The organism is Holzapfeliella saturejae (assembly GCF_037546065.1).
Lineage (GTDB): Bacteria > Bacillota > Bacilli > Lactobacillales > Lactobacillaceae > Holzapfeliella > Holzapfeliella saturejae.
The window spans coordinates 777,213-793,340 of sequence record NZ_JAWMWG010000001.1 but is presented as its reverse complement, the minus strand read 5'-3'; the positions used below and the strand labels follow the sequence as shown (position 1 = coordinate 793,340).

Annotated in this window: 14 protein-coding genes; 2 read left to right on the top strand and 12 right to left on the bottom strand. The window is 34.8% G+C overall.

From position 1 onward, the window contains the following. Positions 1-6 precede the first annotated feature (6 nt). The 5 genes from R4Y45_RS03890 to R4Y45_RS03870 all read right to left on the bottom strand — a co-directional run bounded on the left by R4Y45_RS03890 (position 7) and on the right by R4Y45_RS03870 (position 7,463). The gene (locus tag R4Y45_RS03890) at positions 7-1,959 is read right to left on the bottom strand and encodes an acyltransferase family protein (RefSeq protein WP_339969474.1); all 1,953 of its coding nucleotides are present in this window, start codon (positions 1,957-1,959) and stop codon (positions 7-9) included. A gap of 19 nt (positions 1,960-1,978) precedes the next feature. Continuing rightward, on the bottom strand, positions 1,979-3,274 hold the full coding sequence (gene obgE / locus R4Y45_RS03885) for a GTPase ObgE (RefSeq protein ID WP_339969472.1): 1,296 nt from the start codon (positions 3,272-3,274) through the stop codon (positions 1,979-1,981). 103 nt (positions 3,275-3,377) lie between these two features. Beyond that, positions 3,378-5,174, bottom strand: coding sequence for an excinuclease ABC subunit UvrC (gene uvrC / locus R4Y45_RS03880; protein ID WP_339970251.1), 1,797 nt, complete (start codon positions 5,172-5,174; stop codon positions 3,378-3,380). Between the two features lie 74 nt (positions 5,175-5,248). Beyond that, positions 5,249-5,995: an amino acid ABC transporter ATP-binding protein gene (locus R4Y45_RS03875; RefSeq protein ID WP_339969470.1), complete on the bottom strand. Its 747-nt coding sequence runs from the start codon at positions 5,993-5,995 to the stop codon at positions 5,249-5,251. Beyond that, a complete protein-coding gene (locus R4Y45_RS03870) occupies positions 5,988-7,463 on the bottom strand; it encodes an ABC transporter substrate-binding protein/permease (protein ID WP_339969468.1) in 1,476 nt (491 codons plus the stop codon). Before R4Y45_RS03870 ends, R4Y45_RS03875 begins: the two co-directional genes overlap by 8 nt. Before the next feature lie 144 nt (positions 7,464-7,607). Between R4Y45_RS03870 and R4Y45_RS03865 the strand changes: the two genes are divergently transcribed. Beyond that, complete coding sequence (locus R4Y45_RS03865; RefSeq protein ID WP_339969466.1) at positions 7,608-7,736, top strand: SPJ_0845 family protein; 129 nt, start codon at positions 7,608-7,610, stop codon at positions 7,734-7,736. 4 nt (positions 7,737-7,740) lie between these two features. Here the strand turns inward: R4Y45_RS03865 and yihA are convergent, their stop codons facing one another. The 7 genes from yihA to rpsO form a co-directional block, all read right to left on the bottom strand. Further along, entirely contained in the window at positions 7,741-8,331 is a 591-nt protein-coding gene (yihA, locus tag R4Y45_RS03860) for a ribosome biogenesis GTP-binding protein YihA/YsxC (RefSeq protein ID WP_339969464.1), read from the bottom strand. Continuing rightward, positions 8,318-9,571 carry an ATP-dependent Clp protease ATP-binding subunit ClpX gene (clpX, locus tag R4Y45_RS03855; protein ID WP_339969462.1) on the bottom strand — a complete coding sequence of 418 codons (1,254 nt, stop codon included), beginning with the start codon at positions 9,569-9,571 and terminating at the stop codon, positions 8,318-8,320. The genes yihA and clpX overlap by 14 nt, the downstream gene beginning before the upstream one ends. Before the next feature lie 143 nt (positions 9,572-9,714). Beyond that, the gene (gene tig / locus R4Y45_RS03850; protein ID WP_339969460.1) at positions 9,715-11,028 is read right to left on the bottom strand and encodes a trigger factor; all 1,314 of its coding nucleotides are present in this window, start codon (positions 11,026-11,028) and stop codon (positions 9,715-9,717) included. Between the two features lie 164 nt (positions 11,029-11,192). Continuing rightward, the gene (gene tuf, locus R4Y45_RS03845) at positions 11,193-12,383 is read right to left on the bottom strand and encodes an elongation factor Tu (RefSeq protein WP_339969458.1); all 1,191 of its coding nucleotides are present in this window, start codon (positions 12,381-12,383) and stop codon (positions 11,193-11,195) included. Between the two features lie 179 nt (positions 12,384-12,562). Continuing rightward, a complete protein-coding gene (locus tag R4Y45_RS03840) occupies positions 12,563-13,462 on the bottom strand; it encodes a hypothetical protein (RefSeq protein WP_339969456.1) in 900 nt (299 codons plus the stop codon). Positions 13,463-13,474: 12 nt separating this feature from the next. After that, on the bottom strand, positions 13,475-15,202 hold the full coding sequence (locus R4Y45_RS03835; protein WP_339969454.1) for a ribonuclease J: 1,728 nt from the start codon (positions 15,200-15,202) through the stop codon (positions 13,475-13,477). Between the two features lie 148 nt (positions 15,203-15,350). Continuing rightward, positions 15,351-15,620, bottom strand: a complete 270-nt coding sequence (gene rpsO / locus R4Y45_RS03830) for a 30S ribosomal protein S15 (RefSeq protein ID WP_339969452.1) — start codon at positions 15,618-15,620, stop codon at positions 15,351-15,353. Between the two features lie 209 nt (positions 15,621-15,829). On the opposite strand from rpsO, the gene rpsT reads away from it, so the two are divergent. Further along, positions 15,830-16,087 carry a 30S ribosomal protein S20 gene (gene rpsT / locus R4Y45_RS03825; protein ID WP_339969449.1) on the top strand — a complete coding sequence of 86 codons (258 nt, stop codon included), beginning with the start codon at positions 15,830-15,832 and terminating at the stop codon, positions 16,085-16,087. Positions 16,088-16,128: the final 41 nt, after the last annotated feature.

Below are 16,128 nucleotides of genomic sequence, written 5' to 3'. Positions count from 1 at the left end.
CATCGATCACTCACCTTTTAAATTAATACTTTCAAGAATTGTTTTTGCAATGTATGTTGCATAATATTTTGCACCCTCAGGGTTAGGGTGAATTTGGTCTTCATAAAACCAATCATCATGACCTTTTGAGTAACCATACCAATCAATTACCTTAAAGTTTTGATGTTCGGTTGCAGCTTGTTGTACAACCTGGTTAACACTGTTTTGCCACTGACGGCTTGGAACATATGTATTAATCCAAAAAATAGTATGGTCTTGCCCAATTTGACTAATCAATTGATTAAGATTATCACTTGAAAAAGGACCATTTGTTCCCAGTCCAATTAAGACGATATTATTCAATGCTTTTTCTTGTTGATATTGCGCAATGACATCGAAACTTTGAATCATTTGTCGTGAAATTGTTGCATCAACAATCATTTGAGGAAATAATGTCTTCAAAATATTAGATGATCCTGCCATAACAGAGTCTCCGACTCCAGAAATAGGTAAAAATTGCATCAACTGTAATTGTGGCTGTGTTAACCCATAGCTTTCATAAGCAGCGTTAACAGGACCACTTTTTTCATTTTGTTTAGCTTGATCAATAACCGCTTGAAAAGGAGATGCTTTTTTAGCTGCCTCTTCTGCTGCCTGTTTTTGTCTATTTTGCGCTTGAGCAATCAATTCTTTATTTTCAGCTTGATTCTTTTCACCATTTGAAGCTATTGTTTTCGCAAGTTGACTATCTTTTGCATCTGAAGCTTTAACAAACGGCGAAGTTATAACTGCACCAGCAAATAATGCTAGGATAACAGCAGATATTCCCCACTTTGTTTGTAAGCGAATACCCAGCGACTTAAATGATTTTAGTTGGCTAATTAACCCCTTAAGCGTCAATTTATGAGCTTGTTTTTCAATTAATTGATAAGACAGCTCTGATACCATTAAAATCAAAATCACTTCAATTACGGGATACAAGATGGGATGATCGGCAATATTTCGGAAACGATTTTCAAAGAATATCATAACCGGAAATTGATAAAGATAAATACCATAACTTCTTGTTCCTAAATAACTAAAGATTGGATTCGTTAGCAATCGATTAAATAAAGCTGCGGGATGAACGATAACAGCTACCAATAATGTCGTAAAGACTGAAAAAATAGCCATTCCACCTAAATAAGCAAATCCTTGTTGAGGGTTCATACTTGGCAACAGGCTCATTCCCAAAATAACAAGTAAACTTACAGTTCCAACAGAGTTTAAGACTGTTGAAGTCATTTTTTGAACATGCTGAGTCAATTTTTCTCTTGGCCAAATCATGCCTAATAATGACCCCATCATCAAAGCAAACAATCGGGTGTCTGTCCCGTAGTAGATACGACTTGTATCAATTCCCGGGCGATAAAGGACTGCCATTAAAATAATTGAAATAACAGTCAAAATTAAAGCCGTTAAAATTGGATAACGCTTTTTCTTTGAAAAACGATAACAGGCAAATAAAATCAACGGCCATATCACATAATATTGCCATTCAATAGATAACGTCCATAGGTGAATGAATGGTGATTCATTTTGTGCAAATCGTTCAAAATAAGATTGACCATTAAAAATCTGCCAAAAGTTATAAACACCTACTAAATTTGTCACAACTATTTGATAGAGTTGCGCCAATAAATTACGCTGAAAAAGCAAAATATATGTACTAGTTAGTGCCAAAACACTAACTAATTGTGGATATATTCGTTTAACTCTTTTACTGTAAAAATTACGAAAACTAAATGTATTATTTTCAAAGTTTTTAATCAAGTGACTTGTAATAAAGTACCCTGATAAAACGAAGAAAATTAATACTCCCAAGTAACCCCCTATAAATTGATTGGGATTAATATGGTATAAGATAACCCCAATAACCGCTAGTGCTCTTAGACCATCAATTCCTGTTAAATAACGTTTCTTTTCTATTTCTTTCTTCATCCGGTGTTACTCCTTTGTTCTACTCAACAAATTCAAATGAGAAGTCACCAATAAAGACATCATCGCCATTCTTGGCTCCGGCTTCACGCAAGGCATCATCAATACCAAATGAACGTAATTGTCTTGCAAAACGCATAATACCATCATTATGTGTCAAATTAGACATTTGAAGTAGTCTTTCGACTTTTTCACCTTTAACGACATACATACCAGCATTTTCTTTTTCGATGTAGAATTCATCTTGTTTATCTTCTGCCTTGTAGTCGTAGTTTTGATGTTTAATATCTTCTGTTTCAGCAGCTACTGTCTTCACTTCTTTAGGTAGTGTTTCTAGCACATCTGCTGTTTTTTGAAGTAAGGCTTTAACACCTTGATGTGTCACTGATGAAATTTCAAATATTTCAGGTGTATTTTCAAACTCAGCTTTGAATTCAGCTAATCTTTCTTCTGCACCTGGAACATCCATCTTAGTTGCCACAACAATTTCGGGTGTTTGCATCAAGTTATCATCGTATGTTTTTAATTCTTTACGAATAGTTTGATAATCTTCATAAGGTTCACGACCATTATTAGGATCCATATCAATTAAATGTAAAATAACTTTAGTTCTTTCAATGTGGCGTAAGAATTGAATTCCTAATCCAACGCCTAAAGAAGCCCCTTCAATAAGACCAGGTAGATCAGCCATGGCAAAATCTTGACCACTATCTAGTTGAACCATTCCTAAATTAGGAACTAGTGTCGTAAAATGATAAGCGGCAATTTTAGGTTTTGCAGAGGTTGCAACTGAAAGCAACGTTGATTTACCTACAGATGGAAAACCAACTAAACCAACATCCGCAATCACTTTAAGTTCTAATCTTAATTTACGAAATTGGCCTGGTTCACCATTTTCAGCTACTTCTGGTGCTGAATTTTTTGCTGACTTAAAGTGAATGTTTCCACGGCCTCCACGGCCTCCTTTTGCCACAACTAATTCTTCACCATCGTGTGTTAAATCACCAATCACTTCATTGGTTTCATCATCATATACAGTAGTTCCAGCTGGAACTGCAATAATTGAGTCCTCAGCTTGACGACCGTACATTGATTTATTCATACCATTTTCGCCGCTTTTTGCTTTAAATTTACGACGGAATTTAAAATCCATTAATGTTCTAAGTCCTGGATCGACTTTAAAAATGATACTACCACCGCGGCCACCATCGCCTCCGGCTGGTCCCCCCATAGGGACATATTTTTCGCGGCGAAAACTTATTGCACCGTCTCCACCTTTTCCTGCTTGCACTTCCACTCGGGTATGATCAACAAACATTGTATTCCTCCTTACGAGTATTTCTGACTCTAACTATCATACCATGATTGCATTTGCTTATGATATTGATTTTAAAAATAAAATGTACAACAAGATTAATCTTCTACCTTTTTTTGGCTGATAACGACAAAGTTAAAGTTTGAGATTGCTTTTTAGTTAACCCTGCTTCTTGTAATTCAGAAATAGATGCTTGTTTAATTTTCGTTAATGTCCCAAAGTGTCGCATTAGTTTTTGTCTGGTTTTAGGACCAATACCTGGAATCGTTTCAAGCTGGGAAGAAAGTGAGTTTTTACTGCGTTTTTGTCGGTGATAATTAATCGCAAAACGGTGCACCTCATCTTGGATTCTTTGTAATAAATAAAATCCTTGTGAATTACGTTTTAAACTCACTACTTGTAAAGGATCGCCAAAAATCAACTCTGAAGTTTTATGTTTATCATTTTTAACCATACCAGCAACTGGAATTGCTAAACCCAATTCATTTCTTAAAACATCTTTTGCGGCATTAACTTCAATATCGCCACCATCCATCAAAATTAAATCCGGTAAAGTCTGTTTTTCTTTCAACAATCTTTCATAACGTCTGCGAATCACTTCTCGTGTGTTTGCTGCTTCATCAGCTCCATTTTGGTGTTCAAAACGACCTGATAATTTATATTTACGATAGTTATGTGTGTTCTTTTTCCCATCGGTAAACTGAACCATTGCTGAAACCGGATCTGTTCCTTGAATATGAGAATGGTCAAATGATTCAATAATTGACCCATAAGGTAATTTTAAGGCTTCAAAAATTTCACGCTGAGCCCCAATGGTTTTTCTTTCATCCATCTCAATTAATTTGAACTTCTCTTCTAATACGAGTTGACTATTCTTTTGAGCCAAATCAAGCAATTCTTTTTTAGTACCACGTGTTGGTGAAATTACTTTTGCTCCAATCAACTCACTTAAAAAAGCTGTATCTAATTCAGCGGGTACAACAATTTCTTTAGGAAGTAATTGATTGTCTTGTTTGTAAAACTGCAAGATAAATGTGGTCATCTCATCAATAACATCATCGGTTAAGGTAAACAATTTCTTTTCTCGTTTTAATAGTCGAGATTGACGAATGAAGAAAATTTGAATGGATATCCAACCCTTATCCACATAAAAATTGATAATATCTCGCGTTGTCTTGTCAGTTGTGATGATTTTTTGTTTTTCAACTGTTGCTTCAATATAGTGAATTTGATCCCGCAATTCACCTGCTCGCTCAAAGTTAAGTTCGGCAGCTGCATCCCTCATCTTTTCAGTTAATTCTTTTTTTACATCGGCAACATCACCATTTAAAAAGCGTTTAATCTTTTTGATTTGTTCTCGATAGACACTTTTAGGTACTTCTTTAAAACATGCCCCTAAACACTGTCCCATATGATAATACAAGCAAGGTCTTTTTAAGTTTCCTTGGCAACGTCTTAAAGGATACACTTTTTGAATAAAGTGCATTGTCTCTTCTGCTGCATAAACATTTGGATAAGGACCAAAATAAAAACTGTGATCATTTTTAATCTCACTTGTGATCTTGATAATCGGGTCTCGTTCATTCGTAATCTGAATATACGGATATCCCGTCCCCTGTTTTAATTTAATATTATAATGCGGTTGATGCTTTTGAATTAAGGTGACCTCAAGCAAAAACGCCTCTTTATCACTAGATGTCACGATTGTTTCAAAATCGACGATATCTGCGACAAGACGCGCTGTTTTACCTTCATGTTGGGTTTTAAAGTAAGAACGCACCCGGTTCTTTAAATTCTTAGCTTTACCAACATATATAATATGATTATCTTTATTCTTCATTAAGTAACATCCCGGCAAATCGGGAAGAAGCGCTAATTTGTGATCTAAATATTGTGAAATAATCGTTAACACCCTTTTCTTTATCAGGATTAATTTATTCTACTATATAATATCACAAATCTCCGCTATGCTTAATGTTATAAATCTGTATCTAAAACTTGAGATAAGAATAACTGAGTCCGTTCATTTTTTGGATGGTCAAAGATTTGTTCTGGTGTGCCAACTTCAGCAAAGCGACCACCATCCATAAACCAAACTTTATTAGCGACGTGACGTGCAAACCCCATTTCATGAGTCACAATCACCATAGTCATGCCCTCTTTAGCTAAATCTTGCATGACTTTAAGTACTTCTCCGACCATTTCGGGATCTAAAGCACTAGTCGGTTCATCAAATAACATGACATCAGGTTTCATGGCTAATGCCCGAGCAATTGCCACACGTTGTTTTTGCCCACCAGATAATGACGTTGGATAACTTTGTTCAAATTGGGCCATCCCCACTTGTTTGAGCAAAGCTAAAGCTTTTTGGTTGGCTTCTGTTTCAGTTAAACCTTTTATTTTTTTAAGTGCTAAAGTAATATTTTGCTGAACTGTCATATTGCTGAACAAGTTGAAGTCTTGAAAGACCATTCCCATTTTTTCACGTAACTGATTTAATTTTTTATCTGATAATTTTGTAATATCTTGTCCTTCAAACTCAATAGATCCTTCTGTAACGGTTTCAAGTGAATTCAAAGTTCTTAAGAAGGTACTTTTACCCCCACCAGATGGGCCAATAATTGCGATAACATCGCCCTGGTTGACTTCTGTATTGATATTTTCAAGGACTTTCTTATCGCCGTATGACTTACCTAGTCCCTTGACTTTAATTAAATTATTCATGCTTCATCTTCCCTTCAAAGTGGTTTAATAGTTTGGTTAGGCTGTAAGTAATCACAAAGTAAATAATCATGGCAATAACAATTGGAATAACGCCTTGATAAGTAACAGATTGAACAGCTTTTAATTGATAAATCAAATCAGCTACCCCAATAATTGAAACGATTGAGGTTTCTTTAATTAGTGAAATAAATTCATTTCCTAGTGAAGGCCAGATATTTTTGATAGCTTGCGGAAAAATAACACTCGTAAATGTATCTTTTGCTGATAATCCTAAACTTCTTGCAGCTTCTGTTTGTCCTTTTGGAACCGAGTTAATTCCACCACGGATAATTTCAGAAACATAAGCTGCACTATTGATTGAAACAGCGATGATTCCTGATATTAAAGCTGGAATATTCACAAAGGCTCCAACACCGAAGTAAACAAACATAATTTGAATCATTAAAGGTGTTCCCCGAATAAATTCAACGAAGGCTGCTGTTACCATATTTAATAATTTGAAGTGTGAAATTCTAAATAATGCAAATACAACACCTAAAATAACACCAAAGAAAATTGAAATAACCGTAATTAGTAGCGTAGTTCCTAACCCTGAAACAAAGTATGGCCAATAACTTAATACCAATTGCCAAGGACCTTGTTGTTGATCTGATGGCGACTCTAAATAATTACCAGCATCTGCCAAGTATTTTTGAATTAAGTTGTTGTCTGCAATGTTCTTAATCACACTATTAGCTGTTGCAACTAAATCATCTGAATTTTTAGAAAATGCAATCGCAGTTCCGCTCATATCTTCTTCATTCACATCAGCACTAATACTTGCAATATCTGAATTATGACTGACATAGGCTTCAGCTACAGCAGATTCTGTTAGGAAAGCTGCTGTTTTCTTTGATTTCAAAGACAGCAATAAATCATTGACATTGGTTAATGCTGAGGCTTTGGCTTCAGGAAAACTTGATTTCAAAATATCTTGTTGCATACTACCAATTTGAACACCGACTGTTTGGTTTTTAATGTCACTAGCCGATTTCAAATCATTAGCTTCATCTTTACGGATAACGAACATTTGCTTTGATTTGTAATAAGGATCTGAAAAATCAACACTCTTCTTTCTTTCATCTGTTGCTGACATTCCAGAAATTACCATATCAATTTTTTTCGTTTCCAATGCCACAAGTAATGAATCAAAGTCCATTGTTTTAACGACTAACTTAACACCTAATCTATCTGCAATATCTTGTCCAATTTGAACATCCATTCCGACAACTTTTTGTGAGCCATCAACTGTTGCTAAAAATTCGTAAGGTGGATAATCTGGAGCAGTCCCCATGACTAATTCACCTTTTGCTTTAACTTCATCGACTGTTGCTGCTTTAACTTTGGGCTGATTAGTTGTTGCTAAGATAACAGCAATCAGTACGGTTAAAAGCCCCAATATTTGACTGACTATTTTTTGACCTTTCATGATAATTCCTCCTACGTGTTTTTCTTTATAATTATGTTATACGCTAAAATGTATACTTATACAATTTATATACGAATATACATTTATATGCATTTTGACATTAATTATTTTTTTAGTATAATACGGGAAAAGGAGTTGTTAACAATGGGATTAAATTTTAAGAACCAAAATCAACTAAACGATTTATTTGATAAATTCGCAACAGTACCTGATGAAAAAAGAAAAAAATCAGAGAAAAATGTTACCAAAGAAAAAGAAGACAAAAAAAAATAACGCATTAAGCGTTATTTTTTTTGTCTTCAACCCATTGCCATAAAGCATCAATATTATATTTCTTTTCTGAACTAAATAAAATCAAATCATCTGATTCATCTAGCTCTAAGGTATCTTTGAAATTTTTAACGACTTTATTCCACTGACTTTTTTTAACTTTATCAATTTTAGTAGCAACAATCAACAACGGCTGATTGAGATATTTGGCATACTGGTACATTGCCACATCATCTTGCGTTGGTTTATGGCGTGAATCCATGAGTAAAATCATACCTTTTAATTCTTCACGACTTTCGAGGTAGGTTTCAATCATTTGACCAAATTTTTCACGCATTTTTTTAGAGACTTTGGCATAGCCATATCCTGGAACGTCCACTAAATATAAATCATCATTAACATTAAAAAAGTTAAGTGTCTGTGTTTTACCTGGTGAACTTGAGGTTCTAGCTAATTTCTTACGATTTAAAATCGCATTAATTAAGCTAGACTTACCAACATTTGAACGACCAGATAATGCAAACTCAGGATAGTGAGATGTCGGATATTGATCAGGATAAGCCACTGTCTTTTCTAAATCAACTTTATGAATTTTCATGATTTTTCCTTACAATTTCAACTGGTTTTTTATCGGTAATTACTTCTTTTGTTACGATAACTTTTTCAACATCTTTTTCACTTGGTAAGTCAAACATAATATCACGCATACTATCTTCAATAATAGAGCGTAATCCACGAGCACCAGTATCACGTTTAATAGCTAATTTTGCAATTTCAAGCAGTGCTTCATTTGTAACTTCAAGCTCGACATTATCAAGTTCAATAAGTTTTTTATATTGTTTAACAAGTGCATTCTTAGGCTTGGTTAAGATATTAACCAAGTCAGCTTCGTCTAATTTATTTAAGACAGCTGTAATAGGTAAACGACCAATTAATTCTGGAATAATCCCAAACTGCATTAAATCTTCAGGAATGATTTGTTGCATAATATTTTTATCATCTAATTTTTGCTTTTCGTCAGATGCACTAAACCCAATAGTTTGTTTACCTAAACGGCTTTCAACCATTGATTCAATTCCATCAAAGGCCCCACCCACAATAAACAAGATATTTGTAGTATCAATTTGAATCATATCTTGTTGAGGATGTTTACGACCACCTTTTGGTGGAACATTTGCAATCGTTCCTTCTAAAATTTTAAGTAGAGACTGTTGAACACCTTCACCTGAAACATCTCTTGTGATTGAAACATTTTCACTCTTCTTAGCGATTTTATCAATTTCATCAACGTAGATAATTCCGTGTTGTGCACTTTCAATGTCAAAATTAGCATTTTGTAGTAATGAAAGTAAGATGTTTTCAACATCATCCCCCACGTACCCTGCTTCAGTTAAACTGGTAGCATCTGCAATCGCAAAAGGCACGTTTAAAATCTTAGCTAAAGTTTGGGCTAAGAATGTTTTACCTGAACCTGTTGGTCCAATTAAAGCCACATTACTTTTTTGCAGCTCAGTGTCATCATCACTTACAACATCCATCTGTGTGATACGTTTGTAGTGGTTATATACGGCAACAGAGAGAACTTTTTTAGCTTCTTCTTGTCCAATAACATAATCATCTAAAATTGCACAGATTTCCTTTGGTGTTGGCAAGTCTTTTAATTGACTCATTGCATTATTTCTGAATTCTTCATCAATAACTTGTTTACTTAATTCTATACATTCATCACAAATATATACACCATTTCCGGCAACCATTTTCTTAACTTGACTTTGGTCTTTGCCACAAAAAGAGCATTTAATTTGATCTGAACCTTCTATATTATTATCAAAATACATAAGCGTCTAATCCTTATTCTAATCTAGTATTCATTTACTTACATGTAATAAGATATCATTTTTCAAACTTTACATAAAGGAAAAAGTTTTCAAAATAAAAAGCGGGAATTTTCCCGCTTTTTAAAGGCTTTAATTACAAGTCATTATTTTTTCTTGCTTTTAAGTTTTGAAGGCACAACTTCTGTTGCTGTATCTGAAAGTAAAGCAATTGCTTTCTTGATTGAGATATCGTGAACTAGCATATCTTCTGTCAATGTTTGACGAACAACTTTTTCGTCCATATTGTATTGAGCTGCTAGACTCTTGATTTCTTCATCAATTTCTTCTTTAGAAGGTTTGATTTCTTCAGCTTTTACGATTGCTTCAAGAACAAGTGTTGATTTAACACGTTCTTCAGCATCCTTAGCAAATTGTGCTTTCATATCTTCTTGAGTTGTACCTGTGATTTGGAAGTACATTTCTGGAGAGATACCTTGTCTTTGCATGTTACCTAGGTATTGGTTCATTTGATTGTTAACTTCGTTATCAATCATAGCTTGAGGTACTTCTGAAATTTCTGCATTTTCTACAGCTTCTTTAATAGCGTAGCTTTGAATGTTATCTTCTGCTGCTTCTTCTTTAGATTGTTGAATTTCTTGTTGGATCTTTTCTTTCAATTCGTCTAAAGTTTCAACTGAATCATCGATATCTTTAGCAAATTCATCGTCTAATTTAGGCAATTCTTTTGTTTTGATTTCGTGAATCTTTGTATCAAAGTGTGCTTCTTTACCTGCTAATTCTTCTGCTTGATAATCTTCAGGGAAAGTTACAACAACATCAACTTCATCTCCAGCTTGGTGACCAATCAATTGATCTTCAAAGCCTGGAATGAATGAACCTGAACCAAGTTCAAGTGAATGGTTTTGAGCTGTTCCACCATCAAATGCAACACCATCAAGCATACCTTTGAAGTCGATAATAACTGTATCACCTTTAGCAGCTTTACCTGATTCTTTTAAAACAAGTTCAGCGTTTTGGTCACGTCTTTTATCTAGTTCAGCGTTTACTTCTTTTACAAGTGCTTTGCGATCTTGTTTTGGAACATTTAGGTTTTTGTATTCGCCTAATTTAACTTCTGGTTTAATTGTTACAGTTGCTTTCATTTTCCAGTCAGCATCGCGTTCCATTGATTCTGGCAACACTTCAGGTTGATCCACGGGTTCTACACCAGTTTCTTGTAAAGCGTTGTTGTAAGCTTCAGGAAGCACAATGTTTAGTGCTTCTTCATATAAAGCTTCTTCGCCGTACATACGGTTGAACATAGTACGTGGCAATTTACCCTTTCTAAATCCAGGAGCATCGATGTTTTTCTTAACACGATCAAATGCTTTATCTAGACCTTTTTTTACTTCTTCTTTTGAAATTTCAAATGTCAGTTCTCCGGTAATATTACCTGTTTTTTCCCATTTTGCAGACATTAAAATCTACCTCCGATGTCAATTTTGGGTTTATTCTCATAATCCATAATACCCATTTATCTTACATGATATCACGCCAAAACTCAACGTATTAGCGGGATTTTTTCAAAAAAAAAGAGCTTAGGATTAACCTAAAGCTCTTTTTTGTCATTAAATAATAAAAATTATTCAACGATTTCGTTAACCATACCAGCACCAACAGTACGTCCACCTTCACGAACAGTGAATTTTGTACCTTTTTCGATAGCTACTGGAGCAATCAAGTCAACTTCAAATGTTACGTTATCACCAGGCATAACCATTTCAACGTTATCAGGTAATTCGATAACACCAGTTACGTCAGTTGTGTGGAAGTAGAATTGAGGACGGTAGTTTGAGAAGAATGGAGTATGACGTCCACCTTCTTCTTTACTCAAGATATAAACTTCACCCTTGAATTTAGTGTGAGTTTTGATTGAGCCTGGCTTAGCCAATACTTGTCCACGTTCGATTTGTTCACGGTTAACACCACGTAGAAGTGCACCAACGTTATCTCCAGCTTCACCAGAATCTAGAGTTTTACGGAACATTTCTAGTCCAGTAACAGTTGATTTCATGATTTCAGGTTTTAGTCCGATGATTTCAACTTCATCACCAACGTTTACCACACCACGGTCGATACGACCTGAAGCAACTGTACCACGACCTGTGATTGTAAATACGTCTTCAACAGGCATCAAGAATGGTTGGTCTTTGTGACGGTCTGGAGTTGGAACGTATTCGTCAACTGCATCCATCAAGTCCATGATAACTTGTTCTTGTTCTTCGTCACCTTCGATAGCCTTCAATGCTGAACCACGTAATACGGGAACATCATCACCAGGGTAATCGTATTCTGAAAGTAATTCACGAACTTCCATTTCAACTAAGTCGATCAATTCTGCATCGTCAACTAAGTCAGTTTTGTTCAAGAATACTACGATGTAGTCAACACCAACTTGGTGAGCAAGCAAGATATGTTCACGAGTTTGTGGCATTGGACCATCTGTAGCAGCAACTACTAAGATAGCACCGTCCATTTGAGCAGCACCAGTAACCATGTTCTTAACGTAGTCCGCGTGTCCTGGAGCATCGATATGAGCATAGTGACGGTTTTCTGTTTCGTATTCAACGTGAGCTGTGTTAATAGTAATTCCACGTTCTTTTTCTTCAGGAGCAGCATCGATTGATGCGTAGTCTGAAGCGTCAGCTAGACCTTTCTTAGCTAAAACTGTTGTAATAGCTGCTGTTAAAGTTGTTTTCCCATGGTCAACGTGTCCGATAGTACCAATGTTAACATGGGGCTTAGTTCTTTCGTAATGTGCTTTTTCTGCCATTATAAAATACCCTCCTGTAAATTAGAAGAATTCCGTATTAGGCAAAACCCTAAACGGATAATTCTCTGTTGATTATTGTACTACTTTCAAGACAAAAATAATAGTCATGCCTCGAAAATATCCGTATTTGATTATACGTAGAGACGTCAAAAAAGTAAATACTTTTTTGAGAAGTTGTCTCAAAATTCTTCACTTTGATTAAGTTTTTCAATCAAAGCAAAATAAGGATTATCATTTTTGTCAAAATCCTCATCTCCTAATATACCAAAGTATCGCAAAAAAGAAAAGGTAAACTCTGAGATATTTTCAATAAATAAATCAAAACGAGGATAGAGTTTTGCAAGTAGTAGCATATATTGTGAAGTAGCTAACTGCTGAACACTTAAATCAGTTACTTCACTTTGAATTAGCCTGACTGATATCTTAATAAACTCAGTATCAAAGTACAATGAGGCTTGTGCAAAATTGACTTCAGTTAATTTGTCTAATACAAAAATTGGGAAGGTGTTACTTTCTCCTAATTTAACCAGATCTTCAACTAAAGCAACTTTTAGCTCTGGACGCAATCCAGGTGCTAAAAAAGCTGTTCGAGCAACTTGCGTAAAGTCGGCTACGGGCAGTTGTTTAAGCTTTTCATAGCTATCGCGGCTCTTGATTAACCCTGTTGCCATATCTGTCATAAATTGGGTTTTAATTTTTTGGGCGTTTTTAGGTAACTTTAAGCGTTTAAATTTTTCTTGATAATCGTTGTATAAGTCATAGTATTGTTGATTTAGCTTAGTTGCTTGTTTTAAATAAAATGGTATTTGAAAAAAAGGAATAATTAAGTGATTTTGATATAACACTTTTAGATAAGTTTCAAAACTACGACTATTTTGGTAAATATTGAGTTCTGGTAGTTCGTCTAAAGCCTGCTTATTTTGATCCAGATATAAATAATTAGTAATCAATTCAAGTGTCAGTTGTTGATTAGGACCAAAGGTCTGGGCTTCTTGCAAAAAAGCAACTGCTCCTTGGTAATCTTTTTGAGCAGTTGCTTTTTGAGCTGATTGTAATAATTCAGTTTGCGAAGTATTCATTTTATGACGCTCCTACTTCTTTTTTTGTTGCGGTTTGTTTCCTTGTGGTTTATTTGCATTACGACGATGACGATTTTGGTTAACCTCCATAATCACAGGCAAGACCACAGGACGACGTTTTGTTTTTTGGAATAGATATTTTTCTAGTGAGTGTCTAACATCTTGCTTAAGCTCAGACCAATCGAATTTTTTGGTTTGTAAATTGGTGTCAATCGCTTCTTTAGTCAACTCGATACTTTCATAAATAAGTTCTTTATTTTCTTTAATGTAAACAAACCCACGTGTCATTACTTTTGGCTGTGCTACAATTTTCTTTTTCTTACGATCAATTGTAACAACGGCAATAAACATTCCGTCATCAGCTAAAATTTTACGATCGCGTAAAACAATATTTCCAATATCGCCAATTCCTGCCCCATCAATCATTGTGTCTTCTGAAGCAATACCTTCTGTTAGCTGGAACTCGCCTTTTTCATACTGATAAACGTCACCTTTTTTAGCAATGATGATATTTGAAGCGGCCATTCCTGTTTCTTCTGCTGCTTCTTTATGCGCAGCAAGTAGACGATATTCTCCTTGAATTGGGAAAAGATATTGTGGATTTAATAAATTAATCATCATTTGTAGCTCATAACGAGAAGCATGACCTGAGGCGTGGATTTCACGACTAATCTCTTTAACCACGCCACCCGCACGATAAATTAAATCAGAAGTCTTAGCAACGGTTGTTTCCATAGCATGTGAAGGTGTTGTTGTAATAAAAATCAAATCGCCATCTGTAATATTAACTAATTTATGTTGTTGCATGGCCATTCTCTGTAGTGATTTTAAAGGTTCTCCCATACGACCTGTTTCTAACACTAAAATATCTTCTTTGTCATACTCATTGATTTTAGTAGCAGGAATAATCAATTCCTCATCTGGAATATGAAGTAAATCTAAATTCATCGCTGTTTTAACAATTTTTGCAACGTCTTGCCCTGTTAAGATAACTTTTCGATTTGACAAATAGGCTGCGTTTAGAACTTGTTGAATACGAGCAATATTTGACGCCACTGCTGAAACGATGACGCGACCCGGGTGGTCTTTTAGTGTTTCAATAATGTAATCGCCAATTTCTTTTTCATTAGCCCCTTCATGTGGCATTTCAGCATTTGAAGAATCACTTAAAAGTGCTAAAACCCCTTCTTTTCCAATCTCCATAATTCGGCTGTAGTTCGTTTTGTAACCTTTATTTGCACTTTGGTCAAATTTAAAGTCACCTGTGTAAACAATTTGACCAGCATCTGTTTTAATTGCAACACCTAGTGTTTGTGGAATATTATGTGTTGTATCAAAAAATGAAACCGTCGCATTTTTAAAATCAATTGCTGTATCTTGATCAATTTCATGAAAATCACTAAAATTCGCATTTTTTTGCGAGTTTCTTACTGCAATCTTAGCCAGTTCAATCGTTAACTTTGAACCAAAAACAGGAATGTCGTATTTTGTAATAAAGTATGGCAACGCACCTATTGCATCAGCGTGCCCATGTGTTAAAAACACACCCATAATTTTATCAGCATTATCTTCGATAAAAGATAAATCAGGAATAACGTAATCAATTCCCAATAATTGTGTGTCTGGATATTTTAGTCCAGCATCTAAAATAAAAATTTCATCATCAACTTGGACGGCATACATATTTTTCCCATTTTCACGTACCCCGCCAAGTATCATTACCTTGATATCTTGTGCCATTTATAATCTCTTTTCTAAATTTTTTAATTTATCAATTTTATCCCCTACTCGGGTTACTTGACTTTAACTACTGTAATTTTATCATATATTTGCATAAATTAAAGAATATAAAAAAGAGACCTTTTAAAAGGTCTCTTTTTTATATTGATTAACGACGTAATCCTAAAGCTTTAATTAGGTCACGGTATCTTGAAACATCTTTGTTTCTTAGGTAACTTAATAAGTTACGACGGTGACCGATTTTTTTCAATAGACCAACGTGTGAGTGGTGATCTTTTTTGTTTTCTTTTAAGTGAGCGTTAAGAAGTGTAATTTCTTCTGTTAAAACTGCAACTTGAACTTCTGGAGAACCTGTATCTCCTTCGTGACGAGCAAATTGGTTGATTAATTCATTTTTTCTTGTTTTTGAAATAGCCATTTGTATTTCCACCTTTCTTAAAATCGCCGTAAACATTGCCTAACGTTGGTGACTCGATTAAACAAAGCAAACGGTTCGAATTAAATGATACATTAAATCATTAAAAAAAGCAACATTACTGTCTTGCAAAACTTAAACAATTTCATTATAATTGAAGTCGCTGAGTTTTCATTAATGAAAGCTCTTGATATAAATTGGAGGTGACAAACATGCCACAAATCAAATCTGCTATCAAACGTGTTAAAACTATTGAAGCTGCTAACAACCGTAACGCTACTCAAATGAGCCGTCTACGTACAGCTATCAAAAAATTCAAAGTTGCTAAAGCTAACAACGCTGACAACACTAACGAATTATTTAACAAAGCTTTACGCGCTATCGACATGGCTGCATCAAAAGGCCTAGTTCACAAGAACAAAGCTAACCGTGATAAGTCTCGTCTAGCAAAACTAAACGCTGCTAACTAAGATAACTTAACTTATTTTAGTTTTTAATATTAAAGACTAAA

What these genes read in the sequence shown, in the direction of transcription:
- R4Y45_RS03890 (WP_339969474.1), bottom strand. Translation starts at nt 1,959, where the DNA reads ATGAAGAAAGAAATAGAAAAGAAACGTTATTTAACAGGAATTGATGGT.
- obgE (WP_339969472.1), bottom strand. Translation starts at nt 3,274, where the DNA reads ATGTTTGTTGATCATACCCGAGTGGAAGTGCAAGCAGGAAAAGGTGGA.
- R4Y45_RS03875 (WP_339969470.1), bottom strand. Translation starts at nt 5,995, where the DNA reads ATGAATAATTTAATTAAAGTCAAGGGACTAGGTAAGTCATACGGCGAT.
- R4Y45_RS03870 (WP_339969468.1), bottom strand. Translation starts at nt 7,463, where the DNA reads ATGAAAGGTCAAAAAATAGTCAGTCAAATATTGGGGCTTTTAACCGTA.
- R4Y45_RS03865 (WP_339969466.1), top strand. Translation starts at nt 7,608, where the DNA reads ATGGGATTAAATTTTAAGAACCAAAATCAACTAAACGATTTATTTGAT.
- yihA (WP_339969464.1), bottom strand. Translation starts at nt 8,331, where the DNA reads ATGAAAATTCATAAAGTTGATTTAGAAAAGACAGTGGCTTATCCTGAT.
- clpX (WP_339969462.1), bottom strand. Translation starts at nt 9,571, where the DNA reads ATGTATTTTGATAATAATATAGAAGGTTCAGATCAAATTAAATGCTCT.
- tig (WP_339969460.1), bottom strand. Translation starts at nt 11,028, where the DNA reads ATGTCTGCAAAATGGGAAAAAACAGGTAATATTACCGGAGAACTGACA.
- tuf (WP_339969458.1), bottom strand. Translation starts at nt 12,383, where the DNA reads ATGGCAGAAAAAGCACATTACGAAAGAACTAAGCCCCATGTTAACATT.
- R4Y45_RS03840 (WP_339969456.1), bottom strand. Translation starts at nt 13,462, where the DNA reads ATGAATACTTCGCAAACTGAATTATTACAATCAGCTCAAAAAGCAACT.
- R4Y45_RS03835 (WP_339969454.1), bottom strand. Translation starts at nt 15,202, where the DNA reads ATGGCACAAGATATCAAGGTAATGATACTTGGCGGGGTACGTGAAAAT.
- rpsO (WP_339969452.1), bottom strand. Translation starts at nt 15,620, where the DNA reads ATGGCTATTTCAAAAACAAGAAAAAATGAATTAATCAACCAATTTGCT.
- rpsT (WP_339969449.1), top strand. Translation starts at nt 15,830, where the DNA reads ATGCCACAAATCAAATCTGCTATCAAACGTGTTAAAACTATTGAAGCT.